An 18,999-nucleotide genomic window follows, 5' to 3' on the forward strand; every position below is an offset into this window, starting at 1 on the left:
TGGGGCTGCCTGGGCTACCTGGGCTGCCTGGGCTGCCTGGGGCTACTGGGGCTACTGGGGCTGCCTGGGGTCCGCCGGCTACCTCGGCAGGTGCCGCTCCGCGAAGTCCAGTTCCAGTCGCACCTGCTTGATCCGTTCGTCGACCACCAGGGAGCCGTGTCCCGCGTCGTACCGGTACACCTCGTGCACCGCACCCCGGGCCTGGAGACGCTTGACGTAGTTGTCGATCTGGCGGATCGGGCAGCGCGGGTCGTTCACGCCGGCCGAGATGTAGACCGGGGCCTTGACCGCGTCCACGTATGTCAGCGGGGAGGACGCCTCGAAGCGTTCCGGTACCTCCTCGGGGGTGCCGCCCAGCAGCGTGCGGTCCATGGCCTTCAGGGCCTCCATCTCGTCGTGGTAGGCCGTGACGTAGTCGGCGACCGGGACCGCGGCGATGCCCAGGGCCCACGCGTCCGGCTGCGTACCGAGCCCGAGCAGCGTGAGGTAGCCGCCCCAGGAGCCACCCGTGAGGATCAGCCGGGCGGGGTCCGCGAAGCCGGAGGTGACCGCCCACTCCCGTACCGCGGCGATGTCCTCCAGCTCGATGAGGCCGACCCGGTGCTTCAGGGCGTCCGTCCAGGCGCGGCCGTAGCCCGTGGAGCCGCGGTAGTTGATCCGGATGACCGCGTACCCGTGGTCCAGCCACGCGGCCGGGCCCGCCGCGAACGCGTCACTGTCGTGCCAGGTCGGGCCGCCGTGGATGTCGAAGACGGTGGGACAGGGACCCCGCACGCCGGCCGGGCGCTGGACGAGCGCGTGGACGCGGCCACCGGGCCCCTCCACCCACACGTCCTCCACCGGCAGCGAGCCCGGGGACCTCAGTCCGGGCGGGTCGAGGACCGCCCCGCCCGCCGTCGAGCGCACGACCGGTGCCTCGGCGGCCGACGACCACAGGTACTCCACGCTGCCGTCCGGGCGGGCCGTCGCCCCCGACACCGTGCCCCTGGGCGTCCGGAGCCGCTCCAGTTCCCGGGTCCCCAGCTCGTAGCGGTACAGCTCGCTGCGGGCCTCGAAGCTGTGCGCCACCAGCAGCGCCGAACCGTCCGGGTACCACTCGGCGCTCAGGTCGCCGTCGAGCTGGGCCGCGAGCCCCAGGTCGGTCTCCTCGCCGGAGACCACGTCCCACACCAGCGGCTCCCAGCGACCGCCCCGCTGATGGCCGATGAGCAGCCGCGTGTCCCCCTCGACCGGCGCGAATCCCAGCACCTCCAGGCCCAGCTCGACCGTGCCGCCCTTGGTGTCGTCGAGCTCCGCGACCGTCGTGCCGTCCGGCCGGAGCACGCGCAGCGCCGAGTGCATCGCGTCGCCGTGCTCGGTGTGCTCGATCGCGATCAGCGAGCCGTCGTGCGAGAGGTCGCCGACACCGGCGGACTCACGGTGCCGGTAGATCACCACCGGGTCCGTGCCGGACCGGGACAGGTGGATGGTGGAGCCGTCCTCGTCCGTCGACCGCCCGACGACCGCCGTACGGCCGTCACGGCCGATGGCCAGCCCCGCCGGATAGGAGGGCGCGAGGCCCGGCACCGCCTCCTCGTCGGGCCCGCCGTGGAACGGCTGGCGGCGCCACACGCCGTACTCGTCGCCGTCCTTGTCGTCGAACCACCAGATCCACTCGCCGTCCGGTGCGAGCACGCCGTCCGTCGTGCCGTTCGCCCGGTCGGTGACCTGGCGCTGCTCGGCCGTCGCGCGGTCCCACGCGTACAACTCGTACGTCCCCGTGGCGTTGGAGACGAACAGCGAACGGTGGGGTGCGTCCTCCGCCCAGTCCGGCAGCGACACCCTGGGCGCGCGGAAGCGCTTCTCCCAGTCGGGCATCGACCGGGTCTGCGCCTGCGGGGTGGATCCGTTGGTCTCGGTCATGGCCCCATAGTGCCCGGCCGCCCGGACTTCTGCTGCCGAGGGTCCCCAGCCTGTGGATAACTTTTCGTCCTCGCAGGTCAGGGTCGATTGTGGACGCACGGGCGGTCCTGACCGGGCGGTACTGACCAGGCGACACCGAACCGTCGGTACCGACCCCGCGATCCGGAGTTCCGCGCCCGCCCCGTACCGTTGACGGGGTGTACCGGTTCCTGCTGACGCCCCGATGGTGGGGAATCAACGTCTTCGTGCTGCTGGCCATCCCCTTCTGCTTGTTCATGGGGTCATGGCAGCTGGGGCGGTTCGAGGAGCGCATGGACAACCACCGGTCGGCGGGTGAGCAGGCCGAGTCGGCGAAGCACGAGGCCGCCCGGCCGCTGGACGAGTTGCTCCCCGTCGACAAGGAGACGTCCGGCCGACAGGCCACCGCGACGGGACAGTACGGCAAGCAGTTGCTGGTGCCGGGCCGCGAGCTGGACGACCGGCGCGGGTACTACGTGATGACGCTGCTGCGCACTGACGACGGCAGGGCACTGCCCGTCGTACGGGGCTGGCTGCCCGGTGAGGCGGACGCGGCCAAGGCACCCGCCGCCCCCAAGGGCGAGGTCACGGTCACGGGCGCGCTGCAGGCTTCCGAGACCCCGGGCTCGAACGGGGTGAGCGCGACCGGCGGGCTGCCCGAGGGCCAGACCGGGGCGATCAGCGCGGCCTCACTGGTGAACCTCGTGCCGTACGACGTGTACGACGCGTGGATCACCCTCACCAAGGGCGACTCGGGGATGAAGGCCGTCCCCGCGGCCGCGCCCCAGGACACGGGCCTGGACCTGAAGGCGTTCCAGAACCTCGGCTACACCGGCGAGTGGTTCGTCTTCGCGGGCTTCGTGGTCTTCATGTGGTTCCGCCTGCTGCGCCGCGAGGTGGAGTTCGTCCGGGACGCGCAGCTGGGTCTGGTCGACGGCGAGGAGCCGGCGCGGGAGGCCGGGCGCGCTCGGGAAACCGCGGCCTCCTGAGCGGAGTTGAGCGGAGCTCCAGCGGGCGAGTACGCCGGCGAAAGCCTGGCCGGTTGAGGCGCGGTACGCGCACGCGTACACCTGTTGGCCTGGCTTGTTGGACTGGTGTGCTGGCCCGACTTGTTGGCATGAGCGCGCTAAACCGATCCGCAGGCGCCGGGAAGTACGGTCCGCGCCGACGATCGACCACCCGAGAACAGGACATCGCTCATGAGCATCGCCAGCCCCCTGGCCGGCAAGCATGTAGTCGTCATCGGCGGCACCTCCGGCATCGGCCTCGCCATCGCCGAGCGCGCCCTGGCGGCCGGGGCCCGGGTCACCGCGGCCAGCCGCAACCCTCAGCGTGCCGCGGGCACCGTGCCCCCCGGCATAGCGACCGAGCAGGCAGACATCACCTCCGCCGCCTCGATCGAGTCCCTCCTGGATCGTGTCGGCCCCTTCGACCACCTGGCCATGTCGGCGGGCACCACGGCCCTCGGCACCGTGCGGGAGCTGGACTCCGGTGCCGCGCGAAAGTTCATGGACACCAAGTTCTGGGGCGCCTACGAGGGGGTGCGAGCCGCGGCCGACCGCATCGCGAAGGACGGCTCCATCGTGCTGATCGGAGGCATCGCGAGCCGCAAGCACGGTCCGGGACGCCCGATGATGGCCGCGATCAACGCCGCCTTGGAGGCCTTCGGCAAGGCCAACGCCGTCGATCTGGCCCCGGTGCGGGTCAACGTCATCGCCCCCGGACTGGTCGAGACCCCCGCCTTCGACGACGTCCCGGAGGACGTGCGGACACGGCTGCTCACCCAGTACATCGCCAGCGTGCCCGTCGCCCGCGTCGGCCTGCCCGAGGACATCGCCTCGACCGCCCTGTTCCTGATGACCAACGGCTACGCCACCGGTTCCGTGGTCGACGTCGACGGCGGCGTCCAGCTCACCTGACCCGGTTCAGGAGCCCGCTGATCCGGTTCAGGAGCCCTCCAGCAGCCCCGTACGGTAGACCGTTCCCGCGCAGGCGTCGGTCACCGTGGTGGGGATCGACGGTGCGCCGACCGCGGTGGTGTGGGACACCACGACGCTGCCGTCGGCGACGCCGTCCGCGGTCACGAGCTGGGGCGCCGTGCCGCTGCCCTCGGTGGTGGTGCCGCCGGCGGAGGCGGTGTTGTCGGTGGGCGACGGATCGGGCGACGGACTGGGATCGCTGACGGTGGGACACGTCTCCGAAGGCACCCAGGCGAACTTCACCACGTACGCCGCGCCCGGTTGCAGCACCATCTGCGTGACCGACAGGGACGGGTCGGGCAGCCCGGTGACCCCGTCACCCGCCACATGGTCCGCGACGAAGACCTTGGACGAGTCGGCCGCACCCTGGGCGGTCACGCCCACGGTGCCCGCGCCGGTGACCGCACAGCTCGTGCCGGAGACGTTGGTCACGCGGAAGCTGCCGTACACCGTGCCGCTGGAGTCGGGGGAGGCCACGCTCGCCGAGGTACCGCCGAGCTCGGCCGACGTACAGGCCCGTGTGCTCGCGACCGAGGCGCTGGGCGCGGGCCCGGTGGCACCGCCGCCGGTCGCACCCTCGTCCTGCTCGCTCTTGCCCTTGCCGCCACTCTTGCCGTTCTCCTTGGCGGAACCTCCGGAGCCGTCCGGCGCGTCGAAGCCGCTGCTGTGGCCCTTGTCCTGGGCGGCGCCGCCCTGCGCCTGCGAGGCGTTGCCCACGGTGGACGGGTCGGCGGCGGAGCCCGCGGAGTTCGAGACGTGCACGAAGGCCGGGATCGCCGTGCAGATGAAGAGCGCGGCGGCGGCCATGCCGACGACGGCGTGCCGCTTGCGGGCCCGGCGGGCCGGCACCGCGCGCCGCAGGTGCTCCAGGGTGCCGTCCCGCGGCTCGATCTCCTGGACGGCCTGTTGCAGCATCCTGCGCAGCGCCAGCTCGTCGGACCCGAACCCGTCGGGACCGCCCTCGTCACCCGGGCCGGCTCCCTCGCCGCCCCGGCCCCTGGGACCCTGACCTTGTGCGTCCGGGCCGTGATTCACAGTTCCGTTCCCAGCGTGCGATGTGTGCTCTTCACGGTCTTCACGGTCGTCACGGCCTTCGCGCTCTTCATGAAGCTCATGCAGATCGTACGGTTCGTGCAGTTCGTTCAGTTCGTTCTCTTCGTGCGCCTCACGCCTGTCCCGCGGTGCGCGCCCGTCGTACCCACTCATGCCGGTGCCCCCATGGCGACCCGGAGGGCCGCTATGCCGCGCGAACCGTACGCCTTGACCGAGCCCAGCGAGATGCCGAGCGTCTCGGCGACCTGCGCCTCGGTCATGTCCGCGAAGTAGCGCAGGACGAGAACCTCGCGCTGCCGCCGCTGGAGCCCCTTCATCGCCTTGATCAGCGAGTCGCGCTCCAGCTGGTCGTACGCGCCCTCCTCCGCGCTCGCCATGTCCGGCATCGGCTTGGTCAGCAGCTTCAGACCGAGGATGCGGCGGCGCAGGGCCGAGCGCGACAGGTTGACGACGGTCTGGCGCAGGTACGCCAGCGTCTTCTCCGGATCGCGCACCCGCTTGCGCGCGGAGTGCACGCGGATGAAGGCCTCCTGGACGACGTCCTCGCAGGACGCGGTGTCGTCGAGGAGGAGCGCCGCGAGACCGAGCAGCGACCGGTAGTGGGCGCGGTAGGTCTCGGTGAGATGGTCGACGGTGGTACCCGCCGCCGCGGTCGCCGTGGTGTCCTCGGCGCCGTCGCGCTGGTTCGGTATGCGGGCGGGCCGCGCTGCGGGCATGGGGGCGATCACCGGCATGCCGCCGGGCGCGCCGGACATGCGGGGACGGGCGGCCTTACGAGGGGGCCGCAGAGCCGCGCCCCTCGCCTGTACCGCGGTGAAGTCGAGTACCTCTGCCACGCCTGTTGGACACGTGTCCCCCCATGAGGGTTGTACGCGACGGCCGTCACGTTTGTGTCAGGCCGCAGCCGCACCTCCGCCGACGCGTCCGACGGTCTGTCCGACGGCGCGTCGGACCGCGTGTCACATCCCCGCATGCGTACCAGCTCTTCCCATCCCCTGTGCCCATGTGTCATGGCGTCCCCCCGAAGGGCGTCCGCAAAGACGCTCCCCGCCCTCCGCGCGGTTGCGGAGAACGGGGAGAAAATCTTCGAACGCCTGAGCGCCTGAAGCAAGTGGCTTACGAGGCGCCGAGCTCGCCCGCCACCAGCTCCGCGATCTGGGCCGTGTTCAGGGCGGAGCCCTTGCGCAGGTTGTCGCCGCAGACGAACAGTTCGAGGGCCGTGGGGTCGTCCAGGGCCCGGCGGACGCGGCCCACCCAGGTGGGGTCGGTGCCCACCGCGTCGGCGGGGGTCGGGAACTCGCCGGCCTCCGGGTTGTCGAAGAGGACGACGCCGGGGGCGGTGGCGAGGATCTCACGCGCCTTGTCGACGGTGACCTCGCCCTCGAAGCGGGCGTGGACGGTCAGCGAGTGCGTCGTCACCACCGGCACCCGCACACACGTCACGGCGACCGGCAGCTCGGGCAGCCCGAGGATCTTGCGGGACTCGTCCCGTACCTTCATCTCCTCCGAGGACCAGCCGTCCTCGCGGAGCGAACCGGCCCAGGGGACGACGTTCAGGGCGACCGGCTCCGGGAACGGACCCGTGTCGTCACCCACGGCCCGCCGTACGTCACCGGGGTGCGTCCCCAGCTCCGTACCGGCGACCAGCGACACCTGCCTCCGCAGCGTCTCGACGCCCTCCCGCCCCGCGCCGCTGACCGCCTGGTACGACGAGACCACGAGTTCGCGCAGCCCGAACTCGGCGTGCAGCGCGCCCAGCGCCACGATCATGGAGAGTGTCGTGCAGTTGGGGTTGGCGATGATCCCGCGGCGCCGCAGCCGGACGGCGTGCGGATTGACCTCCGGCACCACCAGCGGCACCTCGGGGTCCATCCGGAAGGCGCCCGAGTTGTCCACGACGACCGTGCCCTTGGCCGCGGCGATGGGCGCCCACCGCGCGGAGACCTCGTCCGGTACGTCGAACATGGCGACGTCGACCCCGTCGAAGGCCTCCTCCGTCAGGGCCACCACCTCGACCTCCTCACCGCGCACGGCCAGCTTGCGGCCGGCGGAGCGCGGCGAGGCGATCAGACGGATCTCGCCCCAGATGTCCGCATGCTGGGACAGGATCTGGAGCATGACCGTGCCGACGGCCCCGGTCGCTCCGACGACCGCGAGTGTCGGCCTGCCGGTTCGCCCGGCATCCTCGGTCATCAGCGGCCGGTGCCTCCGTACACGACGGCTTCGTCGCTCTCCGAGTCGAGCCCGAAGGCGGAGTGCACGGCGCGCACTGCCTCGGGGACGTCGTCGGCGCGGGTGACCACCGAGATACGGATCTCGGAGGTCGAGATCAGCTCGATGTTCACGCCGGCGTCGGACAGCGCCTCGAAGAAGGAGGCCGTGACGCCCGGGTTGGTCTTCATGCCGGCGCCGACCAGCGAGATCTTGCCGATCTGGTCGTCGTAGCGCAGCGAGTCGAAGCCGATCGCGGCCTTCGCCTTCTCCAGGGAGCCGATCGCCTTGTGGCCGTCGGTCTTCGGCAGCGTGAACGAGATGTCCGTGAGGCCCGTCGACGCGGCCGACACGTTCTGCACGACCATGTCGATGTTGAGTTGGGCGTCGGCGATGGCGCGGAAGATCGCGGCGGCCTCGCCCGGCTTGTCCGGCACGCCGACGACCGTCACCTTGGCCTCGGAGGTGTCGTGAGCGACACCGGAGATGATGGCCTGCTCCACCTTCTGTTCCCCTTGCTGCTGCTTTCGTACGAGTGGCTCACTGCTGACCCACGTGCCCTGCAGCCCGCTGAAGGACGAGCGGACGTGGATCGGGATGTTGTAGCGGCGGGCGTACTCCACGCAGCGGTGGAGCAGCACCTTGGAGCCGGACGCCGCCAGCTCCAGCATGTCCTCGAAGGAGATCCAGTCGATCTTACGGGCCTTCTTCACGACCCGCGGGTCGGCGGTGAAGACACCGTCGACGTCCGTGTAGATCTCACAGACCTCGGCGTCGAGGGCCGCGGCCAGCGCGACGGCCGTCGTGTCGGAGCCACCACGGCCGAGGGTCGTGATGTCCTTCTTGTCCTGGCTGACGCCCTGGAACCCGGCGACGATCGCGATGTTGCCCTCGTCCAGCGCGGTCCGGATACGGCCCGGTGTGACGTCGATGATCCGGGCTTTGTTGTGGACCGAGTCGGTGATGACGCCTGCCTGGCTGCCGGTGAAGGACTGGGCCTCGTGGCCCAGGTTCTTGATCGCCATGGCCAGCAGGGCCATCGAGATCCGCTCTCCGGCGGTCAGCAGCATGTCGAACTCACGGCCGGTAGGCATCGGCGATACCTGTTCGGCGAGATCGATCAGCTCGTCCGTCGTGTCGCCCATCGCGGAAACGACCACGACCACCTGGTGGCCGTTCTTCTTCGCTTCCACGATCCGCTTGGCGACGCGCTTGATGCCCTCGGCATCGGCTACGGAGGAGCCTCCGTACTTCTGCACGACAAGGCCCACGTGCGCTCCTCGCTCATCCGTCTCGGTCCGCACATACACACGTACTGCGGTCGGCTCAGTCTATCGAGCGGCCGAATATCCCTTCCTGGGTATCGCATGGTGAGATGTCCCGCTCACGCTGTGATCATCCCGGATTTCTCCCGGCGTCCGCAGTCGCGTCCGCCGGATTTCACTCGGAGAGCTCCGGCCGCTCCGGTCCGGTACCTGCCCAGGACCGTGCACCCCACTCAAAAAAGTGCCCTGAGTCACATCCGGCGTGGCTCGGTGTTCGTCCCGCACGTCGACGGCGCTGCTCGGAGTGACGGGGAGCCGAGTGCGGGCGGAGTGCGGGCGGAGGTATTGATCACGCCCACCCGGCCGGGCAGGATCCCGGGCTGTGACGGACGGGTGGGTGGGCCAACTGGTGCTGGCCGGGATCGTGTTGCTCGGTTCCTCGGTGCAGTGGCTCACCGGCATGGGCTTCGCGCTCGTCGCCGTGCCCGCTCTCGTGCTCGTGCTGGGCCCCGCCGAGGGGGTCGTCCTCGCGAACTGCGCCGCCGGGATCATCAGTGCCGTCGGGCTTGCCGACGGGTGGCGCCGGGTACGGCTCGCCGCCATGGTGCCGCTGTGCGTCGCGGCGGTGTGCACGGTGCCGGCCGGGACGTGGGTGGCGCGGCGGTTGTCCGAGCCCGCGCTGATGACGGCCATGGGGGTGCTCGTCACCGTTGCCGTCGTGTTCGTGATGCGGGGCGCACGCATAACCGCCCTGCGCGGCGGCGGAGGAGCCCTCGTCGCCGGAGGCGTGGGCGGGTTCATGAACTCCGCGGCCGGAGTCGGCGGGCCGCCCGTCTCCCTCTACGGCCTCAACGCCGGGTGGACCATGCGGGAGTTCGTGCCGAACGCCCAGTTCTACGGGGTCCTCGTCAACGCCGTGTCCGTCGCGTCGAACGGGCTGCCCCGGCTCGCCGCACCCGTCTGGGGCCTCGCCGCCGGTGCCATGGCCGTGGGCGCCCTGATGGGGAGGGCGCTCGCCGGGCGCGTACCGGAGGAGCGGGCACGGCTCCTCGTACTGCTGCTCGCGCTGGGCGGAGGATTGAGCACGCTGGGGAAAGGGGTTGCCGGGCTGGGGTGACCCGTCCGTCCAGGCAGGGAGAGCATGGCATGACCACGGTGAGAGACATCGATGCCAGCGGTGCGCAGCACTGCGAGACGACAGCTCTGGGGGTGCTGCTGCGGCACCAGGGACTCGATCTGTCCGAGCCCATGATCTTCGGGCTCGGCTCCGGTCTGTCCTTCGTCTACTGGGACAGCAAGAACATGGGCTTCCCCTTCCTCGGGGGACGGGTCAAGCCGTTCGACCTCACCAGAAACCTGGCCACCGGACTCGGGCTGGACCTGGTGGTCCAGGAGACCACCTCGCCCCGCCGGGCATGGGAGAACGTGGTGGCCCCCATCGACGCCGGCCACCCCGTAGGACTCCAGCTCGACAGCTACCACCTGGACTACTTCACCTCGAAGGTGCACTTCGGCGGTCATGTCGTCGCCCTGTACGGCTATGACGACCACGACGCCCACCTGGTGGACACCGAACAGCAGGGTGGAGCGGTGTCCACCAGCCTGACCAGCCTCGCTCGGGCCAGGGCCGCGCGCGGCCCGATGACCGCCAGGCACCGGTCCTTCACCCTCACCGCTCCGAGGAACCGGCCCTCCCCGCAGAGCCGGATCATCCCCGCCATCACCGCCTGCGCCGACGCCTTCCTCAACCCACCCATCGCCAATCTCGGCCACCGGGGCATCGAGAAGGCGGGCAGACTGGTGCGCACCTGGCTCCAGCGCACGGACGACCCGCAGCGGGACCTGCCGCAGGCCGCCCTCTTGATGGAGAAGGCCGGCACCGGCGGCGCCCTGTTCCGCAACCTCTACCGCGACTTCCTCGCCGAATGCACCCAACTGCTCGACAGCAGCCATCTGCGCACCGGGCACAGGTTGTACGCCGAGGCAGCCACCCTGTGGACGGAAGCCGCAGCGTTGATCACGGAGGCCGGTGAATCGGGCGACGCGCAGTGCCTCGTACGCGCGGGAACCGTCCTCTGCGATCTTTCCCGCACAGAGCGCGAGGCCATGCAGGCGCTGAGCCGCCTGGGCGGCGAAGCCCCCAGTGCGCTCCAGCCCTGACCGTGAGCTACTTGACCTTGCGCAGTCCCAGCGGGCCCGCGATCTCCTCCGCCATCACCCTGCCGGCCTCGAACTCAAGCGTCTCGTCGCCGATGTCGTGGTCGGTGTCCAGGCCGTCCAGTTCCGCCAGCGGCTGGTTGAGCCTGACGTGGGCCACCAGGGACTGGAGGGCGCGGAGTGTCGCCGACGCCGTCGAGCCCCAGTTGGAGAAGTACGAGAACTGCCACCACCACAGGGCCTCCGTCGTACGGCCCGAGCGGTAGTGGGCCATGCCGTGGCGGAGGTCGGTGATGACATCGGCGATGTCGTCGGAGATACGGGCCGGGACCGGCGCCTTCCTGGGCTCGTACGGGTCGAAGACCTCGGAGTAGACGTCGACCGGGTCCAGCAGACGGGCCAGGTTCTCGCGGAGCTCGTCCACGTCCGGCTCCGGGCCCAGGTCCGGCTCGTACCGCTCCTCCGGCACGATGTCCTCGTGCGCGCCGAGACGACCGCCGGCCAGCATGAGCTGGGAGACCTCCAGCAGGAGGAAGGGGATCGCCGATTCCGGCTCGTCGCCCTTCGCCACCTCCATCACGGCGACGAGGAAGCTTTCTACCTGGTCGGCGATCTGGACCGCGAAGTCGTCCGGGTCCTGGTTGGTCGCGTGCAGCGTGGCGTCAGACATCTAGGAGTCGTCTCCCCTCGAAGGCGCGGCCGAGGGTCACCTCGTCCGCGTATTCCAGGTCGCCGCCCACCGGGAGGCCGCTGGCCAGGCGGGTGACCTTGAGGCCCATGGGTTTGATCATGCGGGCGAGGTACGTGGCGGTGGCCTCGCCCTCCAGATTCGGGTCCGTGGCCAGGATGAGCTCCGTGACCGTACCGTCGGCCAGCCGGGCCAGCAGCTCCCTGATCCGCAGGTCGTCGGGGCCGACTCCCTCGATGGGGCTGATCGCTCCGCCGAGCACGTGGTAGCGGCCGCGGAACTCACGGGTGCGCTCGATCGCGACCACGTCCTTGGGCTCCTCCACGACACAGATCACCGCGGGGTCGCGGCGCGTGTCGCGGCAGATGCCGCACAGCTCCTCCTGCGCCACGTTGCCGCACGTCGCGCAGAAACGGACCTTGGCCTTGACCTCCATGAGGGCCTGCGCGAGACGGCGGACGTCGGTCGGTTCGGCCTGGAGGATGTGGAAGGCGATCCGCTGCGCGCTCTTGGGACCGACGCCGGGGAGCCTCCCCAGTTCGTCGATGAGGTCCTGGACCACGCCTTCGTACAACGGACTGCCTGCCCTTCGTGGAGTCTTTCAGTTCGTACGGTAGTTGGCTCCCACCCGTCTGAGGAAGGCAGGCCGGGGGTCGGGCGGACGGGGTTCGGGGGCGACGGCTCCCCCGGGCGCCGTCGTCAGAACGGCAGGCCCGGGATGCCGCTGCCGCCCAGGCCCTGGGCGAGGGGGCCCAGCTTCTGCTGCTGGAGCTTCTGGGCGTTGTCGTTGGCCGCCTGGACCGCGGCGACGATCAGGTCGGCGAGGGTCTCGGTGTCCTCGGGGTCGACGGCCTTCGGGTCGATGACCAGGCCGCGCAGTTCGCCGGAGCCGTTGACGGTGGCCTTCACCAGGCCGCCGCCCGCCTGGCCCTCCACCTCGGTCCTGCCGAGCTCCGCCTGCGCGTTCGCGAGGTCCTGCTGCATCTTCTGGGCCTGCTGGAGCAGCTGCTGCATGTTGGGCTGGCCACCACCGGGGATCACGATCAGCTCCCTTTGCGGGTCTTTGCGCGTTCTCTTGCGCGATCTCTTGCGGGTTCTCTTGCGGGATGTTTCTCGCCTGGCACGAGCCTACGTGGTCGGTGTGGCCGTCGCCCAAGCACTCTTTCGGGTGAGGTCGCCGGGGATCCCCTACCTGATCAAGGGCCTCGTCCGGGCGGAAAAACGGTGAAAGCGGCACCGTCGCCACCCGTTGGGCGCTAGGAAAGGGGCGGCCGGGTGCAGGGCAGGAAGGTGTGGCGTTTCCGCACGGTGCGGTACTCCGTCGTGTCGCGGAGCGTTACGTCCCGTCGGCTGTTGTGTCGGCGTCGTCAGCAGCAGCAGTGTCGTCAGCAGCAGGAGGGAGGCCGGGGTGAGCCAGCCGGAGATGCAGCCCGAGGGAGCGTCCCAGGAAGGGCGGAGCGACGGGCGAGGCGACGGGCGGGTCGACGGCGCGGGGCTGTGGGCGGGGGGCCGCGATCTGACCGGGCGGCCGTTCCCGACGGGTGACTGGGGAGAGCCCGCGGAACGGCTGGAGGAGCTGTACCGGTGGGTGGAGCGGAGTGCGCTGGAGACGGTGACGTGGTACCTGGCGGACCGCGTCTGGAAGCGGCGGGGGGCGCGGGTGCTGCGCGTGGGTGCCGCGTGTGGGGCCGTCGCCGGGGCGGCGCTGCCGCTGCTCGACCTGACAGGAGTGATGGGCGGGGTGGCTCCCTGGGGCTATCTCTCGCTGTTGCTGAGCGCCGCCTGTGTGGCCGGGGACCGGTTCTTCGGGGTCACGTCCGGCTGGATACGGGATGTCGCCACGGCTCAGGCCGTGCAGCGCCGGCTTCAGATGCTGCAGTTCGACTGGGCCTCCGAGAGTGTGCGGGAGGTGCTCGGGCCGACGGAGGGGACGGCCGCCGAGGCGGCGGAGCGGTGTCTGGGGGTGCTGCGGAGGTTCTCCGAGGACGTCACGGAACTCGTGCGGGCCGAGACCGCGGGCTGGATGGTGGAGTTCCGGACGGGGGCCGCGCCCCTGGGCATCCAGACGGCGGGGGTGGGTGCGGGGCGTTCGGAGACGTCTGCGAACGGGCGCCTTCCCATGCCGCCGGGGGCTGCCCGCCCGAACATGCCTCGCCAGCGGCCGCCGGAGGCGCGGTAGCGGTTTTCGCCCCCGCCGCCCCTACCCGTCCCATCCCTTCCCTGGGGGCTGCCGCCCCCAGACCCCCGCTTTCGGCCTGAACGGCCTCGTCCTCAAACGCCGGACGGGCTGGGGTGGGGGCTGGAGCGGGTGGTTTGTGCGGGTGGGCGGGGTGCGTCGGCCTGAACGGCCTCGTCCTCAAGCGCCGGACAGGCTGGGAGTCGGCCTTCTCCTCAAGCGCCGGACGGGCTGGGGTGCCTGGTCTCGGCTGAAAGCCTCAACGCCCCAAGGCCCCAAGCCCCCAGCCCCAAGCCCCCAGCCCCGGCCGGGCCGGTCAGGTCAGGTCTGTGGGGCCGGGAAAGCCACCGGGCCCCGCAGGCCCGCCCGGTTCACCGCCCGTACGCCGAAGAAGACGTTGTCCTTGGACAGATCCACCTCGTACGACGTGACGTCGCCCGCCAGGATCACATGGGTCCACTCGGCGTCCGTCGTCTCCCGCCAGACGATCTCGTAGCCCGCGAGATCGGGCTCGCCACCCCGGGTCCACGTCAGCTCCGTGGCGTTGGTGAGGGTGGACGTGACGATCTTCGCGCCACGCGGGGTTCCGGGGGCCTGGGCCAGGGTCCAGAGGGCCGCCGCGTTCACCTTGGCCACGCGGGCGGTGAACGCGAAGTCGCAGAACTCCGGGAGGTCGCCGTACCGCTTGCCGTCCTCCACCCGCACGTCCTGGTGCTGATGGGCGAAGTCCTCGGCGGGTTCCGTGAAGCGGGCCGCGGGGTAGGCGCGTTCGAGGAAGGGGATGTGGTCGCCGCCCCGGCGGTAGCGGTCACGGCGGTAGATCACCCGCACCCGCATGCCCGTCGCGTCGTTGTCCGCCACGTCCCGGACGAAGCGGGCGAGTTGACGAGACGGCGAGTCGTTCTCCCCGCCCACCGAACGGCGGACCGCCGCCTGCTCGGACGTCTCCGAGGACGGCACACCCTCCGCGAACAGGCGGATCGTGTACGGGTCACGCGTCCCGTCGTCCGCCGTCGAACTGCCGACGATGTCGTTGGTGAACATGCCCTGGACGTCCGTACCGGCGTCCTTGTACTGCTGCGCCATGTACGCCGCGCCGTACAGCCCCTGTTCCTCCCCCGCCACCGCCGCGAACACGATCGTCGAGGCCGGCCGGCGCCGCGCCATCACCCGGGCCAGCTCCATGGCCACGGCCACCCCGGAGGCGTCGTCGTCCGCGCCGGGCGCGTCGGACGTGGCGTCCATGACGTCCGAGGCCCGCGAGTCGTAGTGCCCCGACACGACGTACACCCGCTCCGGTGTGACCGAGCCACGGAGCGTGGCGACGACGTTCGTGATGCGGGTCGCCACAGGGATACGGCTGGCCGGTTCCTGGACGTACGACTGGAGCTCCACCGTCATCCGGCCGCCGGAGGCCGCCGCGTACGACCGCATCTCCGCCGCGATCCAGTCGCGTGCCGCGCCGATGCCGCGGGCGGGGTCGTCCTGGGTGGAGAGGGTGTGGCGGGTGCCGAAGGAGACCAGCTTGCGGACGGTCGCCTCGATGCGGTCGGGGTCGATCTCCCCGAGCAGGGCGCGGAGTTCACGGGAGGGCCGTTGCGCGGTCGCGGGCGGCCGGTCGGTGGTTCCGTCCGCGGCGGCCACGGCCGTGGCGGGGGCCGTCGCGCTCGCCACCCCCGCGGCGGCGGTGGCCGTCAGAACCGTTCTCCTGCTGGGGCGCATGGGTCCTCCGCGAGCAGCCGGGGCTTGGGATGCCAACGGGGACATCGTTGTGGACGCGTCAAGCAGGGGCAAGGGTGCCTCACGGGTCTGACGGGCCGTGAGGGGAATCGGCTTCAGTCCGCCTTCGTGAACGTCAGCGACTTCCCCGAGTCCGTGCTCACGCGGCGCAGACGGCCGTCGGGCAGGATCGTGACCTCCGAGGCGGCGCCCGGAGTACAGGAGGCCGCCGGGCCGGTCGTGACGGTGGAGGGGCCGAACCTCAACGGGCCGCCGCCGCTCGGGGCCGCCGCCAGCTCGGCCTTGAACACGCAGTGGTACGTGCCGCTCCCCGCCGGTCCGTCCGCCGTGAGCGTGAGGACCGTGTCACCGACCTCGCCCTGCCGGATCACCAGGCGGCGTGTGCTGCGTCCGGCGGCGTTGTCGATGCCCGTGCTCCAGGTGCCGAGGTACCCGGCCGGGATCGCGCCGTCCTCGGGGGCCCGCGTGGTCGGGTTCTGGGTGGTGGGGGCCTCGGTGGTCGGCGGGGCCGTGGGGGCGCTCGTCGTCGGGGCCACCTTGCCGTGGCCGTCCTGGCCGGCGCCGTCCCGCATCAGCGCGTACACCGAACCGCCCGCCGCGAGCGCGACGACCAATGCGACCGCGACCAGCGCCGCCGTGGAACGGCCGTTTCTGTGCGGCGGCTCGGGCTGTGGGCCGGCACCACCCGGACCGTACAGGAGAGTCGGCCCGAGGGAGCCTGGGCCTGCGTGGGGGCCGTAGGGCGGGCTCGGCGCCGTGGCCGGTCCGTGCGGGCCGTACGGGCCATGCGGTCCGTACGGTTCCGCACCCGGTGGACCGTATCCGGCGGCGGGTTGCGGGTGTTGCTGCGGATGGCGGGCGGCCGGAATCGGCGGCGGGGGCGGGGCCTGGGCGTGTTCGGGAGGCGCCTCCGGGGCGGGGGCGGCTGGTGTGGGGGCGGGGGCAGCGGGGGCCGACGCGGCCGCAGCCCACGGACCCGTCTCCGGTCCGCCCGCCTCCCGTCCACCCGTCTCCTCCGGGTTCTCCGTGTCCAGCAACCGCACCGCGTGCCGCCCCAGTTGGGCGACCAGGGCGCTCGGCAGCCAGGGGTCCCGGGAGCGCCCGTCCAGGACCGTGTCCTCGGCGCCCGTGCGGTCCAGGATCTGATCGAGTGTGGGCCGGGCCGCGGGGTCCTTGCGGAGACAGTCCCGTACGAGGTCGGCGAGCCCCTCGGGCAGACCCTCCAGGTCGGGTTCCTCCTGCGCGATGCGGAACATCAGCGCGTGCACACCGGAGTTGGCGTTCCCGAAGGGCAGGGCCCCGGTCGCGGCGTACGAGAGGACGGAGCCCAGGCAGAAGACGTCGCACGCGGGCGTGATGCGGTCGCCGCGCACCTGCTCGGGCGCCATGAACCCGGGCGATCCGACGAGCCCGCCCGTGCGCGTCAGCCCGCCGTCGGTGACCGTCTCCATCGCACGGGCTATCCCGAAGTCGATGACCCGGGGGCCGTCGATGGTCACCAGCACGTTGGACGGCTTGAGATCGCGGTGGACGATCCCGGCGGCGTGGACGTCCTTGAGCGCGTGGGCGAGCCCGGCCGCGAGGATCCGTACGGAACGCTCGGGCAGGGCCCCGTGGTCGCGTCCGACGATGCTCTGGAGACTGGGCCCGGCGACGTACCCGGTGGCCACCCAGGGGATGTCGGCCTCGGTGTCCGCGTCGAGGACGGGGGCGGTCCAGTACCCTCCCACCCGTCGCGCGGCCTGCACCTCCTGCCGGAACCGCGCCCGGAACTCCTCCTGTTCGGCGAGTTCCCGCAGGACCAGCTTCACGGCGACGGTACGGCCCCGGTCCGACCGGGCCAGGTACACGTGCCCCATCCCGCCCGCACCCAGCCGCGCCAGCAGCCGATACGCCCCGATCCGCTGCGGATCCCCGGCGCCCAGCTTGTCCATCCCCGTGCCACCTTCCCCCATGCATGGGCAACAGCCCGAGGATAGTGCGGCGTTCCGGGGAGGTGAGGCGGGCGGTTTCGACGGTTCCGTAACAGCGGGGACCGGCGCGGCCGTGGCGGCCCGGCCTGGTCGAACGCACCATTCGCACAGGGCTCCTGCGTCTCAGGTCCGCCTCCCGGCGAGCCGATACCCGCCAGGAGGCACCCAGACGACGGGAGGCACCGATGATCAAGGAAAAGCCGCACCGGATCCCTGGCCAGGGCACTCCACCGCAGCCGTCGCAGGAGGACGGAGAGCGGACCGTTCCGCCCCTGCCCGAACGCGACAAGCGCGTGCGCCGCACGCCGCAGGAGGCGTCCCGGGCCGGGGACGCCGCGCCCTGCGAGCACCGGGCGCCGGACCCGGGCGACTGCCCGCGCTGCCGGCTGGCCGACGAGGATGTCGCTCACCTCGTGGTCCTGCTCCGCTGCCTGCGCCGCTCCGCGGCTCGCTGAAACCCCGGCCGCCCAGGGCGGGTTCCGTCACTGGTTCATCAACGCGTCCCCGTCGACCGTCCGGGTCGACCCGTCCTTGAGGGTGAGGGTGAGCGTGCCGGTGATCATGCCGTCGGGGTCGCCCTTCGGCCACCAGGCGGTCCAGCGGCCCTCCTCCACCATGGCGTGGACGGTCTGTCCGTGATCGCGCACGGTGATCTCCTGGACGTCGGAACCCACCGAGCCGAGCGCGTAGTTGACCTGACCCGAGCCGCTGCCCCAGGCGCCCAGCGTGTCGAGGTCGATCCGGTCGGCGGGGAGCTCCACCACCGGGGAGACGGCCATCATGGCGCCGGAGCCGTCCGAACCGGTCAGGCACCACGCGGCATCGCCGCCCCGCGTGACGATCATGGAGGCGACGCTGCCACGGATGTCCGCGTTGCTGATCCGGGGAGAGGCCCCGGCACCGGAGGTGCCCTTCGTCAGGTCCACGCACCGCTTCTCGGCGCCGGAGCCCTTGCCGTCGGCGGTGTTCAGGCTGTGGGGGGTGCTGGTCCAGGTGGCCAGTTCCGCGGAGGACAGCGGTCCGGAGCCGTTGCCGAACAGCCCGCCGCCCGTCACCGCCACCGCCACCACGGCCGCGCCCGCGGCGAGCGCGCCGCCGACCGCCGTGAACGCCAAACGCCGTACGAGCGGGCGGCGGAACGCGGCACCGGCCGACCGCTCGGGCCGCCCGGTGTCGCTCAGGACGGTCCGCAGCAGCCGCTCCTCGCGGTCGATGTCGGCGGCGGACGGTTCGGTGCGCGGCGCGGCGTCGAGCTCGGCGAGGCGGGAGAGAAGGTCGTTGTTCATGAGGACTCCTGATCAGTGCGTCGGGGCGGGGGCGGGCGAGAGGGAATGCGCGGGGGTCAGCCGTCCGGCGAGGCGCCGCTTGGCGCGGGTGAGGCGCATGGCGTAGGCGGCGCGGGTGCAGCCGAGGACCTTCGCCGCGTCCTTGGCCGCGAGCCCCTCCCAGACGTGCAGCGCGAGGACCTCCTGGTCGGCCGGAGGCAGTGACTTCCAGGCGGCGACGAGGTCCATCCGGCTGTCCACCTGGGCCGTGGTGTCGAGCGTCCGGTCGTGGGAGCCGGTCTCGGCGGACTGCTGGATGTGCACCACGAGCGCGGTCTGCCGGCGCATGCCTCGGCCCGCGTTGAGCATCACCTTGCGCGCCGTGCCGAACAGCCAGGGCCGCGGGTCCTCGGGGAGCTCGCGCCGTCGGCGCCATGCGGTGAGGAAGGTCTCTCCGACGATGTCGTCGACGTTCATGGGGTGGGCACGACGGCGCACGAACCGCAGCACGTCCTCGTAGTGGGCCCGGTACACCTCCGTGAACTGGGCTTCCGTATCGATGGGCATGGTTT

The 18,999-nt window shown here is 71.6% G+C and carries 18 protein-coding genes; 6 read left to right on the forward strand and 12 right to left on the reverse strand.

What is annotated here, in order from left to right; all coding sequences use genetic code 11:
- Positions 1 to 78: 78 nt before the first annotated feature.
- Positions 79 to 1,902: a S9 family peptidase gene (locus IE262_RS27290; RefSeq protein ID WP_189877381.1), complete on the reverse strand. Its 1,824-nt coding sequence runs from the start codon at positions 1,900 to 1,902 to the stop codon at positions 79 to 81.
- 197 nt (positions 1,903 to 2,099) lie between these two features.
- On the opposite strand from IE262_RS27290, the gene IE262_RS27295 reads away from it, so the two are divergent.
- Entirely contained in the window at positions 2,100 to 2,909 is an 810-nt protein-coding gene (locus IE262_RS27295; protein WP_189877383.1) for an SURF1 family protein, read from the forward strand.
- 210 nt (positions 2,910 to 3,119) lie between these two features.
- Positions 3,120 to 3,839 carry an SDR family oxidoreductase gene (locus IE262_RS27300; RefSeq protein WP_189877385.1) on the forward strand — a complete coding sequence of 240 codons (720 nt, stop codon included), beginning with the start codon at positions 3,120 to 3,122 and terminating at the stop codon, positions 3,837 to 3,839.
- 27 nt (positions 3,840 to 3,866) lie between these two features.
- Here IE262_RS27300 and IE262_RS27305 read toward each other — a convergent pair whose 3' ends face one another.
- The 4 genes from IE262_RS27305 to IE262_RS27320 all read right to left on the reverse strand — a co-directional run bounded on the left by IE262_RS27305 (position 3,867) and on the right by IE262_RS27320 (position 8,434).
- Positions 3,867 to 4,934, reverse strand: coding sequence for a hypothetical protein (locus IE262_RS27305; protein WP_229877517.1), 1,068 nt, complete (start codon positions 4,932 to 4,934; stop codon positions 3,867 to 3,869).
- Between the two features lie 167 nt (positions 4,935 to 5,101).
- Complete coding sequence (locus IE262_RS27310) at positions 5,102 to 5,788, reverse strand: SigE family RNA polymerase sigma factor (RefSeq protein ID WP_134034598.1); 687 nt, start codon at positions 5,786 to 5,788, stop codon at positions 5,102 to 5,104.
- A gap of 280 nt (positions 5,789 to 6,068) precedes the next feature.
- On the reverse strand, positions 6,069 to 7,145 hold the full coding sequence (locus tag IE262_RS27315) for an aspartate-semialdehyde dehydrogenase (RefSeq protein ID WP_134034595.1): 1,077 nt from the start codon (positions 7,143 to 7,145) through the stop codon (positions 6,069 to 6,071).
- A complete protein-coding gene (locus tag IE262_RS27320) occupies positions 7,145 to 8,434 on the reverse strand; it encodes an aspartate kinase (protein WP_189877387.1) in 1,290 nt (429 codons plus the stop codon). Before IE262_RS27320 ends, IE262_RS27315 begins: the two co-directional genes overlap by 1 nt.
- 376 nt (positions 8,435 to 8,810) lie before the next feature.
- On the opposite strand from IE262_RS27320, the gene IE262_RS27325 reads away from it, so the two are divergent.
- A complete protein-coding gene (locus tag IE262_RS27325) occupies positions 8,811 to 9,545 on the forward strand; it encodes a sulfite exporter TauE/SafE family protein (protein ID WP_189877389.1) in 735 nt (244 codons plus the stop codon).
- A gap of 29 nt (positions 9,546 to 9,574) precedes the next feature.
- Positions 9,575 to 10,588, forward strand: a complete 1,014-nt coding sequence (locus tag IE262_RS27330; protein WP_189877391.1) for a BtrH N-terminal domain-containing protein — start codon at positions 9,575 to 9,577, stop codon at positions 10,586 to 10,588.
- 7 nt (positions 10,589 to 10,595) lie between these two features.
- Here the strand turns inward: IE262_RS27330 and IE262_RS27335 are convergent, their stop codons facing one another.
- The 3 genes from IE262_RS27335 to IE262_RS27345 form a co-directional block, all read right to left on the reverse strand.
- Entirely contained in the window at positions 10,596 to 11,255 is a 660-nt protein-coding gene (locus IE262_RS27335; RefSeq protein WP_134034583.1) for a DUF5063 domain-containing protein, read from the reverse strand.
- Entirely contained in the window at positions 11,248 to 11,847 is a 600-nt protein-coding gene (gene recR, locus IE262_RS27340) for a recombination mediator RecR (RefSeq protein WP_134034580.1), read from the reverse strand. Before recR ends, IE262_RS27335 begins: the two co-directional genes overlap by 8 nt.
- Positions 11,848 to 11,972: 125 nt before the next feature.
- Entirely contained in the window at positions 11,973 to 12,314 is a 342-nt protein-coding gene (locus tag IE262_RS27345) for a YbaB/EbfC family nucleoid-associated protein (RefSeq protein ID WP_134034577.1), read from the reverse strand.
- 367 nt (positions 12,315 to 12,681) lie between these two features.
- Here IE262_RS27345 and IE262_RS27350 point away from each other — a divergent pair, with 367 nt between their 5' ends.
- Positions 12,682 to 13,452: an SLATT domain-containing protein gene (locus tag IE262_RS27350; RefSeq protein WP_189877393.1), complete on the forward strand. Its 771-nt coding sequence runs from the start codon at positions 12,682 to 12,684 to the stop codon at positions 13,450 to 13,452.
- A 318-nt stretch (positions 13,453 to 13,770) separates the two neighbouring features.
- Here the strand turns inward: IE262_RS27350 and IE262_RS27355 are convergent, their stop codons facing one another.
- Together IE262_RS27355 and IE262_RS27360 are read right to left on the reverse strand one after the other, a co-directional pair.
- Positions 13,771 to 15,171 carry a M20/M25/M40 family metallo-hydrolase gene (locus IE262_RS27355; protein ID WP_189877395.1) on the reverse strand — a complete coding sequence of 467 codons (1,401 nt, stop codon included), beginning with the start codon at positions 15,169 to 15,171 and terminating at the stop codon, positions 13,771 to 13,773.
- A gap of 113 nt (positions 15,172 to 15,284) precedes the next feature.
- Positions 15,285 to 17,123, reverse strand: a complete 1,839-nt coding sequence (locus IE262_RS27360; RefSeq protein ID WP_189877397.1) for a serine/threonine-protein kinase — start codon at positions 17,121 to 17,123, stop codon at positions 15,285 to 15,287.
- A gap of 224 nt (positions 17,124 to 17,347) precedes the next feature.
- Between IE262_RS27360 and IE262_RS27365 the strand changes: the two genes are divergently transcribed.
- Positions 17,348 to 17,617 (forward strand): hypothetical protein, encoded by a 270-nt coding sequence (locus IE262_RS27365; protein ID WP_134034565.1) that lies wholly within the window; start codon positions 17,348 to 17,350, stop codon positions 17,615 to 17,617.
- Between the two features lie 27 nt (positions 17,618 to 17,644).
- On the opposite strand, the gene IE262_RS27370 is transcribed toward IE262_RS27365, so the two are convergent.
- On the reverse strand, positions 17,645 to 18,448 hold the full coding sequence (locus IE262_RS27370; RefSeq protein ID WP_189877399.1) for a hypothetical protein: 804 nt from the start codon (positions 18,446 to 18,448) through the stop codon (positions 17,645 to 17,647).
- Between the two features lie 12 nt (positions 18,449 to 18,460).
- A complete protein-coding gene (locus tag IE262_RS27375; RefSeq protein WP_189877401.1) occupies positions 18,461 to 18,994 on the reverse strand; it encodes an RNA polymerase sigma factor in 534 nt (177 codons plus the stop codon).
- Positions 18,995 to 18,999 lie beyond the last annotated feature (5 nt).

This window comes from Streptomyces bluensis (assembly GCF_014650715.1).
GTDB classification, from domain to species: Bacteria; Actinomycetota; Actinomycetes; order Streptomycetales; family Streptomycetaceae; genus Streptomyces; species Streptomyces bluensis.